The 14,869-nt window shown below is 61.3% G+C and carries 15 protein-coding genes; 2 read left to right on the top strand and 13 right to left on the bottom strand.

Annotation, left to right across the window (positions count from 1 at the left end; all coding sequences use genetic code 11):
- The first annotated feature begins 71 nt into the window (after window positions 1-71).
- A complete protein-coding gene (locus GSQ80_RS03640; RefSeq protein WP_158786123.1) occupies window positions 72-839 on the top strand; it encodes a PP2C family protein-serine/threonine phosphatase in 768 nt (255 codons plus the stop codon).
- A 9-nt stretch (window positions 840-848) separates the two neighbouring features.
- Here GSQ80_RS03640 and GSQ80_RS03635 read toward each other — a convergent pair whose 3' ends face one another.
- The gene (locus GSQ80_RS03635) at window positions 849-1,100 is read right to left on the bottom strand and encodes a hypothetical protein (RefSeq protein WP_158786122.1); all 252 of its coding nucleotides are present in this window, start codon (window positions 1,098-1,100) and stop codon (window positions 849-851) included.
- Window positions 1,101-1,177: 77 nt separating this feature from the next.
- Window positions 1,178-2,197 (bottom strand): NAD(P)-dependent alcohol dehydrogenase, encoded by a 1,020-nt coding sequence (locus GSQ80_RS03630; protein ID WP_158786121.1) that lies wholly within the window; start codon window positions 2,195-2,197, stop codon window positions 1,178-1,180.
- A gap of 238 nt (window positions 2,198-2,435) precedes the next feature.
- Between GSQ80_RS03630 and GSQ80_RS03625 the strand changes: the two genes are divergently transcribed.
- Entirely contained in the window at window positions 2,436-4,217 is a 1,782-nt protein-coding gene (locus GSQ80_RS03625) for a bifunctional diguanylate cyclase/phosphodiesterase (protein ID WP_158786120.1), read from the top strand.
- 70 nt (window positions 4,218-4,287) lie between these two features.
- Here GSQ80_RS03625 and ilvC read toward each other — a convergent pair whose 3' ends face one another.
- From ilvC to leuD, 11 genes are all read right to left on the bottom strand, one after another.
- The gene (gene ilvC, locus GSQ80_RS03620) at window positions 4,288-5,313 is read right to left on the bottom strand and encodes a ketol-acid reductoisomerase (RefSeq protein ID WP_158786119.1); all 1,026 of its coding nucleotides are present in this window, start codon (window positions 5,311-5,313) and stop codon (window positions 4,288-4,290) included.
- Between the two features lie 90 nt (window positions 5,314-5,403).
- Window positions 5,404-6,033, bottom strand: coding sequence for an acetolactate synthase small subunit (gene ilvN, locus GSQ80_RS03615; RefSeq protein WP_158786118.1), 630 nt, complete (start codon window positions 6,031-6,033; stop codon window positions 5,404-5,406).
- Window positions 6,034-6,108: 75 nt separating this feature from the next.
- Window positions 6,109-6,675 (bottom strand): GNAT family N-acetyltransferase, encoded by a 567-nt coding sequence (locus GSQ80_RS03610; RefSeq protein WP_158786117.1) that lies wholly within the window; start codon window positions 6,673-6,675, stop codon window positions 6,109-6,111.
- A complete protein-coding gene (locus tag GSQ80_RS03605) occupies window positions 6,672-7,061 on the bottom strand; it encodes a hypothetical protein (RefSeq protein ID WP_158786116.1) in 390 nt (129 codons plus the stop codon). Before GSQ80_RS03605 ends, GSQ80_RS03610 begins: the two co-directional genes overlap by 4 nt.
- Window positions 7,062-7,063: 2 nt before the next feature.
- The gene (gene ilvB, locus GSQ80_RS03600) at window positions 7,064-8,845 is read right to left on the bottom strand and encodes a biosynthetic-type acetolactate synthase large subunit (protein WP_158786115.1); all 1,782 of its coding nucleotides are present in this window, start codon (window positions 8,843-8,845) and stop codon (window positions 7,064-7,066) included.
- A gap of 30 nt (window positions 8,846-8,875) precedes the next feature.
- The gene (locus GSQ80_RS03595; RefSeq protein WP_158786114.1) at window positions 8,876-9,976 is read right to left on the bottom strand and encodes an acyltransferase; all 1,101 of its coding nucleotides are present in this window, start codon (window positions 9,974-9,976) and stop codon (window positions 8,876-8,878) included.
- Between the two features lie 205 nt (window positions 9,977-10,181).
- Complete coding sequence (ilvD, locus tag GSQ80_RS03590; protein ID WP_158786113.1) at window positions 10,182-11,897, bottom strand: dihydroxy-acid dehydratase; 1,716 nt, start codon at window positions 11,895-11,897, stop codon at window positions 10,182-10,184.
- 15 nt (window positions 11,898-11,912) lie between these two features.
- The gene (locus GSQ80_RS03585; RefSeq protein WP_158786112.1) at window positions 11,913-12,437 is read right to left on the bottom strand and encodes a DUF4136 domain-containing protein; all 525 of its coding nucleotides are present in this window, start codon (window positions 12,435-12,437) and stop codon (window positions 11,913-11,915) included.
- 23 nt (window positions 12,438-12,460) lie between these two features.
- Window positions 12,461-12,979, bottom strand: coding sequence for a hypothetical protein (locus tag GSQ80_RS03580; protein ID WP_158786111.1), 519 nt, complete (start codon window positions 12,977-12,979; stop codon window positions 12,461-12,463).
- A gap of 17 nt (window positions 12,980-12,996) precedes the next feature.
- Window positions 12,997-14,202 carry a ComEC/Rec2 family competence protein gene (locus tag GSQ80_RS23615; protein WP_158786110.1) on the bottom strand — a complete coding sequence of 402 codons (1,206 nt, stop codon included), beginning with the start codon at window positions 14,200-14,202 and terminating at the stop codon, window positions 12,997-12,999.
- Between the two features lie 6 nt (window positions 14,203-14,208).
- The gene (gene leuD, locus GSQ80_RS03570) at window positions 14,209-14,844 is read right to left on the bottom strand and encodes a 3-isopropylmalate dehydratase small subunit (protein WP_158786109.1); all 636 of its coding nucleotides are present in this window, start codon (window positions 14,842-14,844) and stop codon (window positions 14,209-14,211) included.
- Between the last annotated feature and the right edge of the window lie 25 nt (window positions 14,845-14,869).

Below are 14,869 nucleotides of genomic sequence, written 5' to 3'. Positions count from 1 at the left end.
TGCAAGTTAAAGCACGCGAAGGGCGTGACCCGGACTACAATCTCACAAAGCAAACGATCGTGGAGAGTGTTATGCCTGGTGTCGATACGAAGCTGGCTGCATCCGATCAAGAGCCGCGGCGAGCGGAGTTGGGGATCGTCGATGGGCTTGATCTTCATGCCCAGTATTATGTTGACCGCACAGGCGGGGACTTTTTTGATGCGGTGCGCGTGGGCTCGCGGGTTGTGTTTCTCCTGAGTGATATTGCGGGCAGACGAGGCGAGGCCAGCCCAGTCGCGGCGCGCGCGCAGGAGGTGTTTCGAGCGAAGGCCGTTGAGTTGTTCGGTGCCGGCGATGTGAATTTGATGGAAGGCACGGAGCTACTGGTGCAGGCGATCAACGAAGGGATTACGGGGCCCGCAAAGGAGATTCGTTTCGCTCCGACGATGGTGGGTTGCTACGATGTGCAGCTTGGGATACTCGCGTATGTAAACGCGGGCGGGCAGACGGCGGCAATACGGGATTCGGAGGGGACGCGACTTTTGCCCGACGTGGCAATGCCGCTCGGCCTGTTTACGCGTTTGATCTATGACGCTTCGATGCAGGCGTTTGAGCCGGGTGCGGTGCTTCTGATCGTCACCAAAGGAGTGACGCAGAGCATGCGCGGCAACACTCCGTTTGGTGCTGAGCGGGTTATGGAGGTGCTGCGAAGTTCGAAGCAGGAGTCGGCAGCGGAAGTGTGCCGCGAGGTGTTGGAGGCGGCGCATTTGTTTCAGCAGGGCCGGTGGGGTCGGCTGGCGTTCTGGCGCAAGACGGTGCCGGAAGACATGACGGCGCTGGCGATGGTTCGGAGTCGCTAGGTTCGCTGGTTAACCCTGTGGATCGGAGGCTTTCTCGGCCTGCTTGTTTGCCTTGTCCTGAGCCTTATCAGCCTTCTTCTGCTGTTTGGTGCCGAGTGCCTTTCTCTCCGCCTTGTCCGCCTTGGCTTGCTGCTTGTCTACCTTTTGGTCGCTCTTGAGCTGCTTCTTTGCCGTCGTGGTATCCGCGGTGTTCTGCGCAACCAGCGGCGCGCTCAATACAATCCCTAATCCCAACAGCCCAACTAACAATTTGCGGTTCATAGCGATATCTCCTCGTTCGTCTAAGATGGCTGAATCGCGGATAGGTTTGCCCGTTCTCTGACTACCGTTCCGGAGGGTCAGGCTTTTAGGTTGAGGACGATTTTGCCGTAGTGGTTGGCTGACTGCATGTGGGTGAGAGCTTCGCGGGCCTGGGTGAGGGGGAACGTACTGTCGATGACGGGGTGGAGGTGGTTGGTGTCGATGGCGGCGTTCATGCGGGCGTACATGGCGCGGCTGCCTACGTAGACGCCCTGGACGTGGATGGCCTTGGCGAGGATGGGCGTGGGGTCGATGAGCTGGCCTTTGCCAGCGAGGACGCCGATGACGTAGATGTGGCCGCCGGGGGTTACGGCTTTTAGGGAGAGAGGGAGGGTGCCGGCTCCTCCGACTTCTACGATGTGGTCGACGCCGCGGTTCGCGGTGAGGCGGAAGACTTCGCGGTCCCAGTCGGGGGTGGTGCGGTAGTTGATGACGTCGTCGGCGCCGAGGGTGCGGGCGCGGGCTAGTTTTTCGTCGGAGGAACTGGTGATGAGGACGCGGGCGCCGTGGGCTTTGGCGATCTGCAGGGCGAAGAGCGAAACGCCGCCGGTGCCGAGCAGGAGGACGGTCTGGCCGGCGTGGAGATTTCCTTTTTCGACGAGGGCGTTCCAGGCGGTGAGGGCGGAGCAGGGGAGGGTCGCGGCTTCTGCGTGGGTGAAGCCGGCGGGGGCGTGGATGAGGCCGGTTTCGGGAAAGAGGTGCTGGGTGGAGAAGACGCCGTCGATTGGGCCGCCTAGCGCGGACTTGCCGGTGGTGGGTTGGATGGGGCCGTCGAGCCAGTCCTGGAAGAAGAGGCTGGTGACGTGGTCGCCTACTTTGAAGCGGGTGACTGCCGAGCCGATGGCGGTGACGATGCCGGCGGCGTCGGAGCCGGGGATGCGAGGGAGAGCCTGCTTAGGGTTGTAGGTGCCAAGGATGACCATGAGGTCGCGGTAGTTGAGGCTGGCGGCGTGGAGATCGACGAGGATTTCGGTGGGGCCGGGGTCAGGGAGGGCGAGGGGTTCGAGCGAGAGGTTGTCGAGACCAAAGGCGTTCAGGCGGAGGGCGGTGGCGGACATGCGGTGCTCCTTGGGTCGGGTGGGGCTTATAGGGATCAGATGCTTTGGGGGGCGGGAGGTGGCGGCGGTATTCGGACGCCGCGGAAGGTGAAGGGATAGACAGGAATGGGCTTTGCGGCGCAAGGTGTGTGCTCAATGCAACGCCGAGGGCCGCGGAGGTGTCTGATGAAGGATAGGCGATTTTCCTGCGGACGCTGAGATGGTTGCCGGGGTTAGTCCCGTCAAGAAGTTGGGTGAAGTGTCTAAAGCTGGAATCAAGAGAGTAAACGTTGAGCAGAAGGATCGCGCCCAGGTGACACTGGAGTCGATTGGCGAAGCTGTGATCAGTACGGACCGCGAGGCGAAGATTACGTTTCTCAACGTGGTGGGGGAGAGATTAACAGGGTGGCCGGTGAGGGAGGCGCGCGGCCGGTCGATCGAAGAGGTGTTTAAGGTCGTGGATGCGACGACGCGGGAGAGCATTCCAGATCCGATGGAGTCGTCGAGACAGCAACACCGGCCGGGGCATCTGCCGGGGTGTTGTATTTTGATTCGCCGGGATGGGGGAGAGATTTACATTGAGGACTCGACGGCACCGATTCACGGTCGGGGTGGGAAGGTTACCGGGTCGGTGATCGTGTTTCGGGATGTGAGCGAGGCGCGGCGCGTGGCGGAAGAGATGATGCATGCGTCGCAGCATGATTTTCTTACGGGGCTGCCGAATCGGCTCCTGCTGGAGGACAGGCTGGGGCAGGCGATTGCGCTGGCGGAGAGGCACTCGGGTGAAGTGGCGGTGCTGTATATCGACCTGGACCAGTTTAAGCAGGTGAATGATTCGCTGGGACATTTGGTAGGGGACAAGCTGCTGCAGTCGGTTGCAGAACGGCTGCAGGAACAGGTACGGACGCCGGACACGGTGAGCCGGCAGGGCGGCGATGAGTTCGTAGTGCTGCTGCAGGAGGTGAAGACCAAGGCAGACGCGCAGGTGGTGACGAAGAGAATTCTGGACGCGGTCGCTAGCGTGCACTCGATTGGGGAGAACCAGCTTTACCTGACGGCGAGCATTGGGGTAAGCCGCTATCCGGCGGATGGAGTGGACGCAGAGACGCTGGTGAAGCATGCCGATACGGCGCTGTACCAGGCGAAGGCGAGTGGGCGCGGGTGCGTGAAGTTTTTCAAGCCGGCGATGAATGCACGGGCGGTGTATCGGCGGTCAATCGAAGAGGACCTGCGGCGGGCGTTGGGGAGGAATGAGTTTCAGCTGCATTATCAGCCGACGATTGATCTGAAGACAGGTGCGATCGCGGGGGTGGAGGCGTTGCTGCGGTGGACCAGCGGCTCGCGCGGGGTAGTGACTCCGGAGACCTTCCTTGCTGTGGCGGAAGAGAGTGGGCTGATGTTGCCGATTGGCTCATGGGTGCTGCGCGAGGCGTGCAGGCAGGCGGCGAGTTGGTTGGACGAAGGGCTGCCGGCGGTGAGTATGGCTGTGAATGCTTCGGCAATTCAACTGCAGGATGCTAACTTTCGCAACGAGGTGTGCCGGGTGCTGGAAGAGACGGGGCTGAGCCCTGCGTCGCTGGAGTTGGAGGTGACGGAGACAGTGCTGATGAATCTGCCGGAGCGAGCGCTGGCGGTGCTGCAGCATTTAAGAGGGATGGGCGTGAAGGTGTCGATTGATGATTTTGGCGCAGGCTACTCGAGCTTGAGTCACCTGAAAAGGCTGCCGGTGGATATTTTGAAGATCGACCGGTCGTTCCTGCGCCCGCTGAAGGAGCAGTTGGACGACACGTCGATCGCGGTGGCGATCATTCGTATGGGACGGAGCCTGAAACTGCGAGTGGTGGCCGAGGGCGTCGAATCTCTCGAGCAGATGAAGTTTTTGCGAGCCCAGGATTGTGATGAGGCGCAGGGGTTTTACTTTAGCTCGCCGGTGCCGGCGGAACAGTTTGGGGCGATGTTGAGGAAGCGGCAGTTTAGCTGGAAGCTGAAGAGTGGGCGGTTGCGGGGGAGTGCGGCGGAGCCTCCGCGGAAGACTGGTTGAAAATGGTGCGCAAAGAGAAACCCCATGTCTCAGAAGCGAGACATGGGGCACCCGGTTTGGTGCGGGTTGGTTAGGCTTTGACCACGGCGCCGTCGACTACCTTGACGGGGTCGAGGAAGGGCATGCCGGCGCGGAGTTCGGCGCCTACTTTTTCGATGGGGTGGTTGCGATCCTGGGCGCGGAACGCTTCGAACTCCTTGCGGCCGTTGTTCTGGTCGTCGATGAAGCGCTTGGCGAAGGCGCCGGACTGGATGTCGGCGAGAACTTCTTTCATGGCCTGCTTGACGGCGGGCGTAACGATGCGGGGGCCGCTGACGTAGTCGCCCCACTCGGCGGTATCGGAGATGGAGTGGCGCATGTATTCGAGGCCGCCGCGCTGCATGAGGTCGACGATGAGCTTGAGCTCGTGGAGGACTTCGAAGTAGGCGAGCTCGGGTTGGTAGCCGGCTTCGGTGAGGGTTTCAAAGCCAGCCTTGACGAGGGCCGAGGTACCGCCGCAGAGGACTGCCTGCTCGCCGAAGAGGTCGGTCTCGGTCTCTTCGGTGAAGGTGGTTTGGAGAACGCCGGCGCGGGTGCAGCCGATTCCTTTGGCGTAGGAGAGAGCGAGGGCGAGGGCGGTGCCGCTGGCATCCTGCTCGACGGCTACTAGTGCGGGGACGCCGCCGCCTTCGGTGAAGACTTCGCGGACGCGGTGGCCGGGGGCCTTGGGTGCGACGAGCGAGACGTCAACCGTGGGGGGAGGGGTGATGGTGCGGAAACGGATGTTGAAGCCGTGCGCGAACATGAGGGTGGCGTTGGGCTTCATGTTGGGGGCGATCTCGTCGTGATAGACGCGCGCGGCGGTCTGGTCGGGCGTGAGGTTCATGATGACGTCGGCCCAGGCGGAGACTTCGGCGACGGAGCCGACGTGGAGGCCGGCGAGGGCTGCCTTTTTGGCGTTGGGAGAGTTTGGGCGGAGGCCTACGCGGACGTCGACGCCGGAGTCCTTGAGGTTGAGGGCGTGGGCGTGGCCCTGGGAGCCGTAGCCGATGATGGCTACTTTTTTGGCTTGGATGAGGGAGAGGTCTGCGTCTTGGTCGTGGTAGGTCTTTGCCATTAGAGATGCCTTTCGGTTGTTCGTTCTCAGTTGTCAGTTATTAGTTTAGGGAAGTTTTGGGAATCGTAGGCGTGACTCGGAACGGCGTTCCTACTCTTCGTCAAATTCGGTGGGGAGGATTTCGTCGTCGGTTAGGTCCTGCGCGGACGGCGAGGGATTTTCTGTAGGGGCCGAGGGATTGTTGCCAGGGGTGCCGAGGGCCTTGAGGACGCGGGTGGTGTGGTGGCCGCGACGCATGGCCATGCGGCCGGTGCGGGAGACCTCGAGGACGGTGTAGGAGCTTTCGCGGAGGACTTGCAGGAGGCCTTCGATTTTGGAGGCGCTGCCGGTCATTTCGAGCATGATGGATTCGGGAGCGAGGTCGACGACGCGGGCGCGGAAGACTTGCGCTAGCTCGAAGATTTGGGAGCGGGAGTGGAGGCCGTGGGGCTGGTTGGGGCCGGCGGCTACCTTGATGAGGCAGAGCTCGCGGACGACGGCTTCGGAGCGGTTGACCTCATCGACGTCGATGGTGGTTTCGAGCTTGTAGAGGGAGGCGCGGATGCGATGCGCGGCGTTCTCGGGTGCGTCGGCGACGATGGTCATGCGCGAGGTGTCGGCGCGCTCGGACTCGCCTACCGTGAGCGAGACGATGTTGATGTTGAGGCGGCGGAAGAGGGAGGCGACGCGGGTGAGGACGCCGGGTTTGTCTTGGACTAATGCGACGAAGGTATGGAGCATGTTGGTTGTCCGTTCTCAGTTGTCAGTTAGTTGGCGCGGTGTAGAGGTGTTGGCAGGAGAATCCGTGGCTGAAGATTATTTGGCATAGGGCGAAGAGAGGTCCAGGTTGTAGAGGACGTGTTGGCGGCGTGGATGGTCGGCGGCGATGAGCGGGTGGTCGAAGGTGAGCTCTGGGCGGACGGTCATGTTTAGTTTGCGCATGACGTTTTGCGAGGCGAGGTTGTCGGGGGTGGTGATGGCTACGACTTCACGGATGGTGGTTTCGTTGCGGAGGTGGTTAATGATGGCGTGGGCGCCTTCGGTGGCGAGGCCGCGGCCTTGGGCTTGTGAGGCTAGACGCCAGCCGATTTCTACGGCCGGTTGAGGGAGGTTGGGGATTTCGAAGCGCATGGTTTGCGCGCCGAGTACGCCGAGGAAGGATTGGTCGGTGCGGTCTTCGACGGCGAACATGGTGAAGCCGTCGCGGTCGAGTTGCTGGTTGTAGCGATCGGCTGCGTCGTCGGTTTCTTGCTGCGTCATCAGGGTGGGGAAGTAGCGCATGACTTCGGGATCAGCGTTCATGGTGGCGAAGGGCGCGCGGTCGCGGTCCTGCCAGGGGCGGAGGAGGAGGCGGGGGGTGGCGAGTTGGAGGGTGGTCGTCACGTGGTGGAGCTGCGAGGGTGCAGTTGAGGCCGGTCCGGCATGAGCGAAATGAATGTGGCGGAAATCGTCACAAAAAAAAGCGCGAGGGTCCATGCATGCTGCGTAGTGAAGGCCTTCGGTCCGGCGCCATCCCATGGGAAAAAGCGAAAGGCGGACAGCGCGAGTCGCAGTGTGGTGAACGTAAGGAGTGCAATCGGCCACTTGAAGAAGAGCGCGAGCGAGATGATTTCAGCAATTAGCAAAAGGCCGGAAATTTTCCCCCACGTGAGCCCGTAGAGCCCCGGCAGGGCTGCCATCACGTGCCAAAAAATCGACTGAATCAGGCAATAGCCTGCCGCCAGAAAACAAATTGTCATCAGGATATTTCGTGCGGAAAGTCGCGGCATAATTAATCTTCCTCCGGGAGTTCGAGGAGGGGGTCGTTGGTGGGGCGGCGGACCATTTCGTGGAGGGCAGAGCCGGGGGTGATCATGGGGTAGACGCCGTCTTCTTTTTCTACTTGGAAGTTAATTAAGAATGGCTGGTTGGAGGTGCGGGCTTTGGTGGCTGTGGGCGTCACGTCAGAGCGCTTGCTTACGTTGGCGCCGGCTATTCCGTGGGCTGCGGCTAAGAGGACGAAGTCGGGAGAGAGGATGGGGGACGCAGAATAATTTTTGTCGTAGAAGGTCTCCTGCCACTGGCGGACCATGCCGAGGAAGCCGTTGTTGATGACCGCGATGTTGATGGCGAGGTTTTCCTGGACGATGGTGGAGAGCTCGGCGGCGGTCATCTGGAAGCCGCCGTCGCCGGCAATGACCCAGACGTCTTTGTCGGGGCAGGCAGTCTTCGCACCGATGGCTGCGGGGAGAGCGAAGCCCATCGTGCCGAGGCCTCCGGAGGTGATGAGGGAGCGGGGGGCTTCGTGCTTGAAGTATTGGGCTTCCCACATCTGGTGCTGGCCTACGTCGGTGACGATGATGGTTTGTTCGAGGCGGCCGGCGGCGGCGGCTTCGTGCCAGATGTCGTTGATGACGTGCGCGGCGTAGAGGTGTCCGTTGTCGGGGAGGTTGATGATGTCGCGGACTGCGGCGGTGCCTTTGGACTGATTGATGGTATCCAGCCACTGGTGGGTGGGGTTCTCAGTTGTTAGTTGTCCGTTGTCAGTTGAAAGCAACGGCTGTAAGAGGTTTAGGACTTCTTTTAGGTCGCCGATTAGGGCTACATCTACGCGGACGTTTTTGTTGATCTCGGAGGGGTCGATTTCTACGTGGATCTTTTTGGAGTTGGGGGAATACTTGGTGAGGTTGCCGGTGACGCGGTCGTCGAAGCGCATGCCGAAGGCGAGGAGGAGGTCGGCTTGCTGGATGGCGTTGTTGACCCAGCTCTCGCCGTGCATGCCCATCATGCCGAGGGAGAGAGGGTGGGCGGCGGGGATGGCGCCGAGGCCGAGGAGGGTGCTGGCGATGGGGATTTGGTGGGCTTCGGCGAAGGCGATGACTTCTTTTTCGGCACCGCTCTCGACGATGCCGTGGCCGGCGAGGATGATGGGGCGCTGGGATTGCTGGATGAGCTCTACGGCTTCGCGGATGGAGGATGACTCGGCGCGCAGCATGGGGTGGGGGCGGTAGGCGTGGGGCTTGGCGGCATCGAAGTCGAAGAGGGCGGAGGCTTGTTGGGCGTCCTTGGTGATGTCGACGAGGACGGGGCCGGGGCGGCCGGAGCGGGCGATCTGGAAGGCCTCGCGGACGGCGGGGGCGATGTCTTCCGCGCGGGTGACGAGGAAGTTGTGCTTGGTGACGGGGAGGGTGATGCCGGTGATGTCGATCTCCTGGAAGGCGTCGCTGCCGAGGACTTTGGAGGAGACCTGGCCGGTGATGGCGACGATGGGGATGCTGTCGAGCATGGCGGTGGCGAGGCCGGTGACGAGGTTGGTGGCACCGGGGCCGGACGTGGCCATGCAGACGCCTACGCGGCCCGAGGCGCGGGAGTAGCCGTCGGCCATGTGGGCGGCGCCTTGCTCGTGGCGGACCAAAACGTGATGGATGGTGGGGAATTTTCTCAGCGCATCGTAGATCGGGAGGATGGCGCCGCCGGGGTAACCGAAGACGGTGGTGGTGCCTTCGCCGGCTAGGGTGGCCCAGAGGATTTCGGAGCCGGTTAGGGTGGGGTGTTGGTTGGTGTTAGTTGACATGCGAATGGTCCTCGTAAGTAGTAACGCAAGCTAGCTTGAAGTAGCGGGGCGAGACAGGGCGTACTGAAATAGGTTGCGAAGTCGGTCCTTTAAGAGATTGCACGGATGTCCTGCAAGGATGCCGGCAAGCAGGACGAAGAAGAAGATGGCTAATTTAGGAATGACTGCGGCGTGGTTATAAGGAATACAGGCTGCGATTAACACCAACAGTGGGAAATGCAAGAGGTAGAGGGGGAAGGTGCCTTCGGAGATAAAGCGGGTGACTTTGACGAAGGTTGATTCCGAGCTGATCGCGAATCGACGAGCGAAGGAGAGGATGGCAATAAACGCGATGGCCGAGAATCCGCCAAACGCATAACTAGTGATGGGGAGTCGATCGCCGACACTGGACGGGCGGTAATGGCTAAGCTGGCCGGCTAAATGAAAATGCTTTAGCAGGAGGATTGCGATCCCTAGCGCGATCACGCTGATCAATGTGGCGCGAAGGAGGTTCCTGAGAGTTGTGCCTTCTTCGTTCCAGCGTTGGTAAAGATCATGGGTAATGCAGCCGGCGATCCACAAAGGGAAGAGATAGAGGACGGCTGTGCCTGCGAGGAGGGCGAGGAATAGAAGCGAAAGCCAGCGCGTTTTGCCGGAGAGATAAAAGAAGCAGCCGTAGAGAACGTAATAGGCGACCTCGTAGGTCACGGACCAGTACGGAAGATTGATGAGCGCTTCGGTCGCATGGAATGGAAGCTGACCAAGGAAAGCGAGGTTGATCGCAAGCTGGTATGCCGTCGAGCCGGAACTTTTGGGAATGCTGTTGTACAGGGCCGGGTCGTAGCGAAGAACGATAGGGACGATGAGGGCGGTGAAGAGCAGTGCCGGTATGGCAACGGAATAAATTCGCGAGGCTCGATCGCTGAGGTAGCCGCCGAAGGTGCCGGCTCGCCTGCAGGTGACGTAACGGATGACAAAACCGGAGAGTACGAAGAAGACTGCTACGGAGTCCTGCGCCAGGTAGGTGTAGTCTCGCCAGCCAGTGGAGAAATAAGACTGGGTGAGGTGACCAAACGCCACGACCGCAGACGCCACTACGCGAATGACGTCGAGCGCCAACGATTCGGAGGTGGTGAGTCTTGTCGTCTTCACGGTTAAAAACCTTTCATGGCGTTGCGTGTTGAATACAACGACAAGGGCAGATGCAAATACAGGTGCAAGAGCGGAAGCAGATTCCCAGAGGGAATGACAGAAAGAAAGGCAAGTGCAACAGCAAGTGCAACGACAAATAGCAATGCAGGGATCCTTCACTACGGTCAGGATGACGGCGGTTGGAGGACGGTGGTTTGGCCTCGGGTTAGTTGGTGACGGCGCCCTGGCTGGCGCCGCTTACGGAGTTGGTGTATTTGGCGAAGACGCCTCGCTTGTAGCGCGGAGGTGGGGGCTTGATGGTTTTTAGGCGGGCGGCTATTTCTTCGTCGGAGACGTTGAGGGTTAGTTTGCGGTTGGGGATGTCGAAGGTGATGGTGTCGCCTTCGTGGACGGCGGCGATGGGGCCGCCTAGCTGGGCTTCGGGAGCTACGTGACCGGCCATTAGGCCGTGGGTGGCTCCGCTGAAACGGCCGTCGGTTAAGAGGGCTACGGTTTTGGAGAGTTCGGGGATGCCTTTGATGGCTGCGGTGACGGCTAGCATTTCGCGCATGCCGGGGCCTCCGCGGGGGCCTTCGTAGCGGATGACTAAGACGTCGTCGGGGTTGATGAGGCCGGCTTCTACGGCGTGGAAGCAGGCGTCTTCGCTGTCGAATACGCGGGCGGTGCCGGTGTGGTGAATGCGCTCGTGGCCGGCTACTTTTACTACGCAGCCTTCGGGGGCGAGGTTGCCTTTGAGGATGACCAGGCCGCCGGTTGGCTTGAGCGGGTTCGACCAGGGGTGGATGACTTGCTGGTTGGGGGTTTCGACGGCGAGCGCGGCCTCTTCGTGGAGGGTTTTGCCGGAGACGGTAGAAGTGTTATTCAGTTGACCGCGCTCGAGGAGACGGGCGGCTAGGACGCGGGAGCCGCCGGCGTCCTGGTAGTCCTTGGCGACGAGCTTGCCGCCGGGCTGGAGGTCGCAGATGAAGGGAGTTTTTTCGCTGATGTTGTCGAAGTCCTCGACGGTGAGAGGGATGTCTAGCTCGCTGGCGATGGCGATTAAGTGGAGGACTGCGTTGGTGCTGCCTCCTGAGGCGCAGACGGCGGCGATGGCGTTGTCGAGGGACTCGCGCGTCATGATTTTGCGGGGGGTGAGGCCGGAGCGGGCCAGGTCCATTACTAAGCGACCAGCCGCGCGGGAGGCTTCGTGTTTTTCTGCGGACATGGCGGGGACGCCGGTAAGTTGGATGGGGGAGATGCCGAGGAACTCGCCGGCCATGGCCATGGTGTTGGCGGTGAACTGGCCGCCGCAGGCTCCGGGGCCGGGGCAGGCGGTGGCTTCGGCTTCTTCTAGTTGGGCGTCGGTGATGCGGCCGGCGGCGTGGGAGCCGATGGCTTCGAAGACTTGCTGGATGGTGATGTCGATCGTCTTGGTGGAGGTGGGGTCGGGAGTCTTGTTGTCGGCGCCTACGTGCATGTGGCCGGGGGCGATGGAGCCGCCGTAGAGCATGAGGCCGGGGATGTTGAGGCGGGCGAGGGCCATGATCGCGGCGGGCATATTTTTGTCGCAACCGGCGATGCAGACGAGGCCGTCGAAGGAGTTGCCGCGGGCGACTAATTCGATGCTGTCGGCGATGACTTCGCGGGAGATGAGTGAGGCTTTCATGCCTTCGGTGCCCATGGTGATGCCGTCGGAGATGGTGACGGTGTTGAACTCCATAGGCGTGCCGCCGGCTTCGCGGATGCCTTGCTTGACGGCCTCGGCTACATCGCGGAGGTGGAAGTTGCAGGGGCCGATTTCGGTCCAGGTGTTGGCGATGCCGATGATGGGTTTGTGGAGATCTTCTTTGGAGAAGCCGACGCCGCGGAGCATGGCGCGGGCTGCGGCGCGGGAGGGGCCTTCGGTGAGTGCGTTGCTGTGGGTCTTGCCGGTGTTGGCCATGAGGATGCTTTCTCCCTAGTACGAAGTTGTGGGTTGCGGTCCAGAGATGATTTTGAGATAGGCGAGGACGCTATCCACGACGTCGTACTTATTGAGGTCTCTATCTTTGGAGCCATAGATAGCCTTTGTCTGTCCCGCGTCGCTGACGGACCAGAGAATCACCTGCGTCTTGGGGTCGATGATTTGCAGCGTGATGGTTTGAACTACGCCAGCACCCCCACTGTTGACGAGGCTGAATTGCAAGAGAAGATCGGCGGTTTGCGGGTCGGTGACGATAGTGAATCGGTTCTGCTGTTGAACTCCTGCATAGATCTCATTGAAGATTTTGTCCGTGTCGGCCAGCGGCGCTCCGAGATTGTTGGAGAGGAAAACTGTTTTGGCCGAGGCGATCTGCGTCGGAATGTGCGACGGAGTTGCCTGCGCGGACAGCCTGGGTGCGACCGCAAGAAGGAGAGCACCAACGATGCAGAGGAAAAATGCTGCGGCGCGGGAGGGGCCTTCGGTGAGTGCGTTGCTGTGGGTCTTGCCGGTGTTTGTCATTGGGTCCTTGATGATTTTGTGCGTTACCGCGGTGCAGAAGCAGTGGAGGATGAGGTCACGGCTTTTAGATCGGCTAGGAGTTTCGTCGCGGCGTCGTTGAGGTTTGTGTCCAAGGTTTTTTGGCGAGCGGCGGGGCGGATATTTTCGGAGAGGCTCCAGAGGAGGGCGCCCGTTTTGGTATCGCGAATGACGAGGCGTAGGTACGTGTCGTTCAAGGAGGAGCCGTTGTTGACGTTCGTGACGAGGCTGTTGATGGAGAGCTCGAAGGTAAGTTCAGCGGCTGCGGGGGTGGGCTTCATCTGGTAGTGATTCCAGGTGTAGAGGCCCTGGTAGAAGGTGTTGTAGGCCTGGGTGCTGGTGGCGTTGTCGAGGCCGGCGTTGGCGAGGAAGGCGGTGGTCGCGGTGGTGAGTTGCGCGGGGAGTGGTGCGGAGGCGGTTGCTTGCGCGCGCAGGTGCGGAGTGATGGCGAGGAGCAGGGTGAGCGCGAGGATTGCGCGTTGGGTAAAGGTATTCGAGTTGAGCTTGCTCGTGGTGTTGGTCATCGTGTTCCCTTGATGGTCTAGGCTCTGCATTGGTAGGGACCGAAGGTGCCGGTGATGGTGCCGTTTTCGGTGGTGGCGTCGAGGGTGTGGATGGTGTAGGTGCTGCCGCCGGGGGCTACGCGGACTACTACGTGGCCGGTTTGCGATTTTAGTTGCGGGGCGAAGCGGCGGTTGAGGAGGGCGTTGGCGGGGAGGAGCTCGAGGGCGAAGACGTCGTGCGTGGCTTTGCCGTTGTTGTCGTTCCAGGCGCCGAGCATGCGCTGCATTTGGGCGCTGCCGGGGTGGCCGATGTCCCATGAGGGGATGATGTAGGCCTGGGCGTTGAGGGAGTTGGTGAAGGCGGGGCCGCAGGCGTCGAAGTAGCCGTGATGGTCGGCGACGGCGACTTCGGTGCGGCCGGCGGCGCGGGCTACGGGGGATTCTGTGTCGAGCTCGGGGACGCGGCCATCGAAGGTGTCGCAGTTGAGATCGCCTCCGGTGAAGTAGCTGAAGGCGCCGTAGGTGAAGCGCGTGGCGATGGAGAAGTTGTTCTCGTAGGCGTGGGGGATGTTGGCGAGGTGCGCGTCGACTGCGTTGGTGGTGGGGTTCCAGATGTTGCCGTTGGCGGAGAGGATGCGGGCGCTGAAGGTGGGATATTTTTCGGGGTGAAGGTGCTGACGGATTTGCGTAGTGGAACCTACTTGCGCGGCTTCAACGGACTGGTTGTTGCTGGTGCGGGTGCGGAGGTAGGTGAGATAGTTTTGCGCGAAGGGGGCGGTGGCGGGGAGTTGGTTGGGCGCGTAGTTGGGGAAGGCGCGGTCGATGCAGGTGGTGATCGGGACTTGTGTGACTACGTCGGGGAGGCCATCGATGTGATCGCCGTGGATGTGGGTGGCGAGGAAGTAGTCGAGGGTGGGCTTGGGGGAGTGGGCGAGGATGTAACGGGCGATCCATTCGCCGGCGCGACGGGAGGCGTTGGGGCGGGCGGGGTTGATGGTGTCGGCAGGTGCGTTGGTGACGTCGCCGGCGTCGATGAGCATGGTGGTGCCGTCGGGGAAGATGAGGAGCGCGGAGTTGCCGCGGGCGGTGTCGATGTGGTGGATGTCGAAGTGGCCTTCGGTCCAGGCGGGGAGAGGTTGGTGAAGCTGATCATCGCCGAACGCTACGCCGAAGGAACTCGCAGCCGCTGCGAAGGCTAGCGACTTGAGGAGGGTGCGGCGATCGAGATGGAGGGGCGTCGGCATTGGGTGTTAGGCGATGTTTGCTTTCGGGGAGAGCCAGAATTCTTTTTGGTGGTTGGATTCGTAGGCGTTTAGTTTGTCTTCGTGGAGAAGGGTTAGGCCGATGTCGTCGAGACCGTTCAAGAGGCAGTGCTTGCGGAAGGGGTCGATGTCGAAGGTCGCGTGGAAGCCTTCGGCGTCGGTGACGGTTTGGTCTTCCAGCGAGATGGTTAGTTTGTGTTGCGGGTTGGCGGTGCTGCGCTGGATGAGGGTTTCGACTTCAGCGTTCGTGAGGCGGACGAGGATGATGCCGTTCTTGCCGGCGTTGGAGAAGAAGATGTCGGCGAAGGAGGGGGCGATGACGGCGCGGAAGCCGTACTGGTTGATGGCCCAGGCGGCGTGTTCGCGCGAGGAGCCGCAACCGAAGTTGCGCTCGGCGAGGAGGATTTCGGCGCCCTTGTACTCGGGCTTGTTGAGGACGAAGGTGGGGTTGGGCTGGCCGGCGTCAGGGCCTTCCTGGAGGCGGCGCCAGTCGTAGAAGAGGAAGTTTTCGTAGCCGGTGCGCTCGATGCGTTTTAGGAATTGCTTGGGGATGATTTGGTCCGTGTCGATGTTGGGGAGCGGGAGCGGGGCGGCGGTGGAGGTCAGGGTGTTGATGGGTCGCATTGGGTTCGTACCTCGAGGGGCGAAA

The sequence above is a fragment of the Granulicella sp. L46 genome (genome assembly GCF_009765785.1).
Lineage (GTDB): Bacteria > Acidobacteriota > Terriglobia > Terriglobales > Acidobacteriaceae > Granulicella.
This window is presented reverse-complemented; position numbering and strand designations above follow the sequence as displayed.

What these genes read in the sequence shown, in the direction of transcription:
- GSQ80_RS03580 (WP_158786111.1), bottom strand. Translation starts at nt 12,979, where the DNA reads ATGACCAACACCACGAGCAAGCTCAACTCGAATACCTTTACCCAACGC.
- GSQ80_RS03585 (WP_158786112.1), bottom strand. Translation starts at nt 12,437, where the DNA reads ATGACAAACACCGGCAAGACCCACAGCAACGCACTCACCGAAGGCCCC.
- GSQ80_RS03635 (WP_158786122.1), bottom strand. Translation starts at nt 1,100, where the DNA reads ATGAACCGCAAATTGTTAGTTGGGCTGTTGGGATTAGGGATTGTATTG.
- GSQ80_RS03640 (WP_158786123.1), top strand. Translation starts at nt 72, where the DNA reads ATGCCTGGTGTCGATACGAAGCTGGCTGCATCCGATCAAGAGCCGCGG.
- ilvC (WP_158786119.1), bottom strand. Translation starts at nt 5,313, where the DNA reads ATGGCAAAGACCTACCACGACCAAGACGCAGACCTCTCCCTCATCCAA.
- ilvB (WP_158786115.1), bottom strand. Translation starts at nt 8,845, where the DNA reads ATGTCAACTAACACCAACCAACACCCCACCCTAACCGGCTCCGAAATC.
- GSQ80_RS23615 (WP_158786110.1), bottom strand. Translation starts at nt 14,202, where the DNA reads ATGCCGACGCCCCTCCATCTCGATCGCCGCACCCTCCTCAAGTCGCTA.
- ilvN (WP_158786118.1), bottom strand. Translation starts at nt 6,033, where the DNA reads ATGCTCCATACCTTCGTCGCATTAGTCCAAGACAAACCCGGCGTCCTC.
- ilvD (WP_158786113.1), bottom strand. Translation starts at nt 11,897, where the DNA reads ATGGCCAACACCGGCAAGACCCACAGCAACGCACTCACCGAAGGCCCC.
- GSQ80_RS03605 (WP_158786116.1), bottom strand. Translation starts at nt 7,061, where the DNA reads ATGCCGCGACTTTCCGCACGAAATATCCTGATGACAATTTGTTTTCTG.
- leuD (WP_158786109.1), bottom strand. Translation starts at nt 14,844, where the DNA reads ATGCGACCCATCAACACCCTGACCTCCACCGCCGCCCCGCTCCCGCTC.
- GSQ80_RS03630 (WP_158786121.1), bottom strand. Translation starts at nt 2,197, where the DNA reads ATGTCCGCCACCGCCCTCCGCCTGAACGCCTTTGGTCTCGACAACCTC.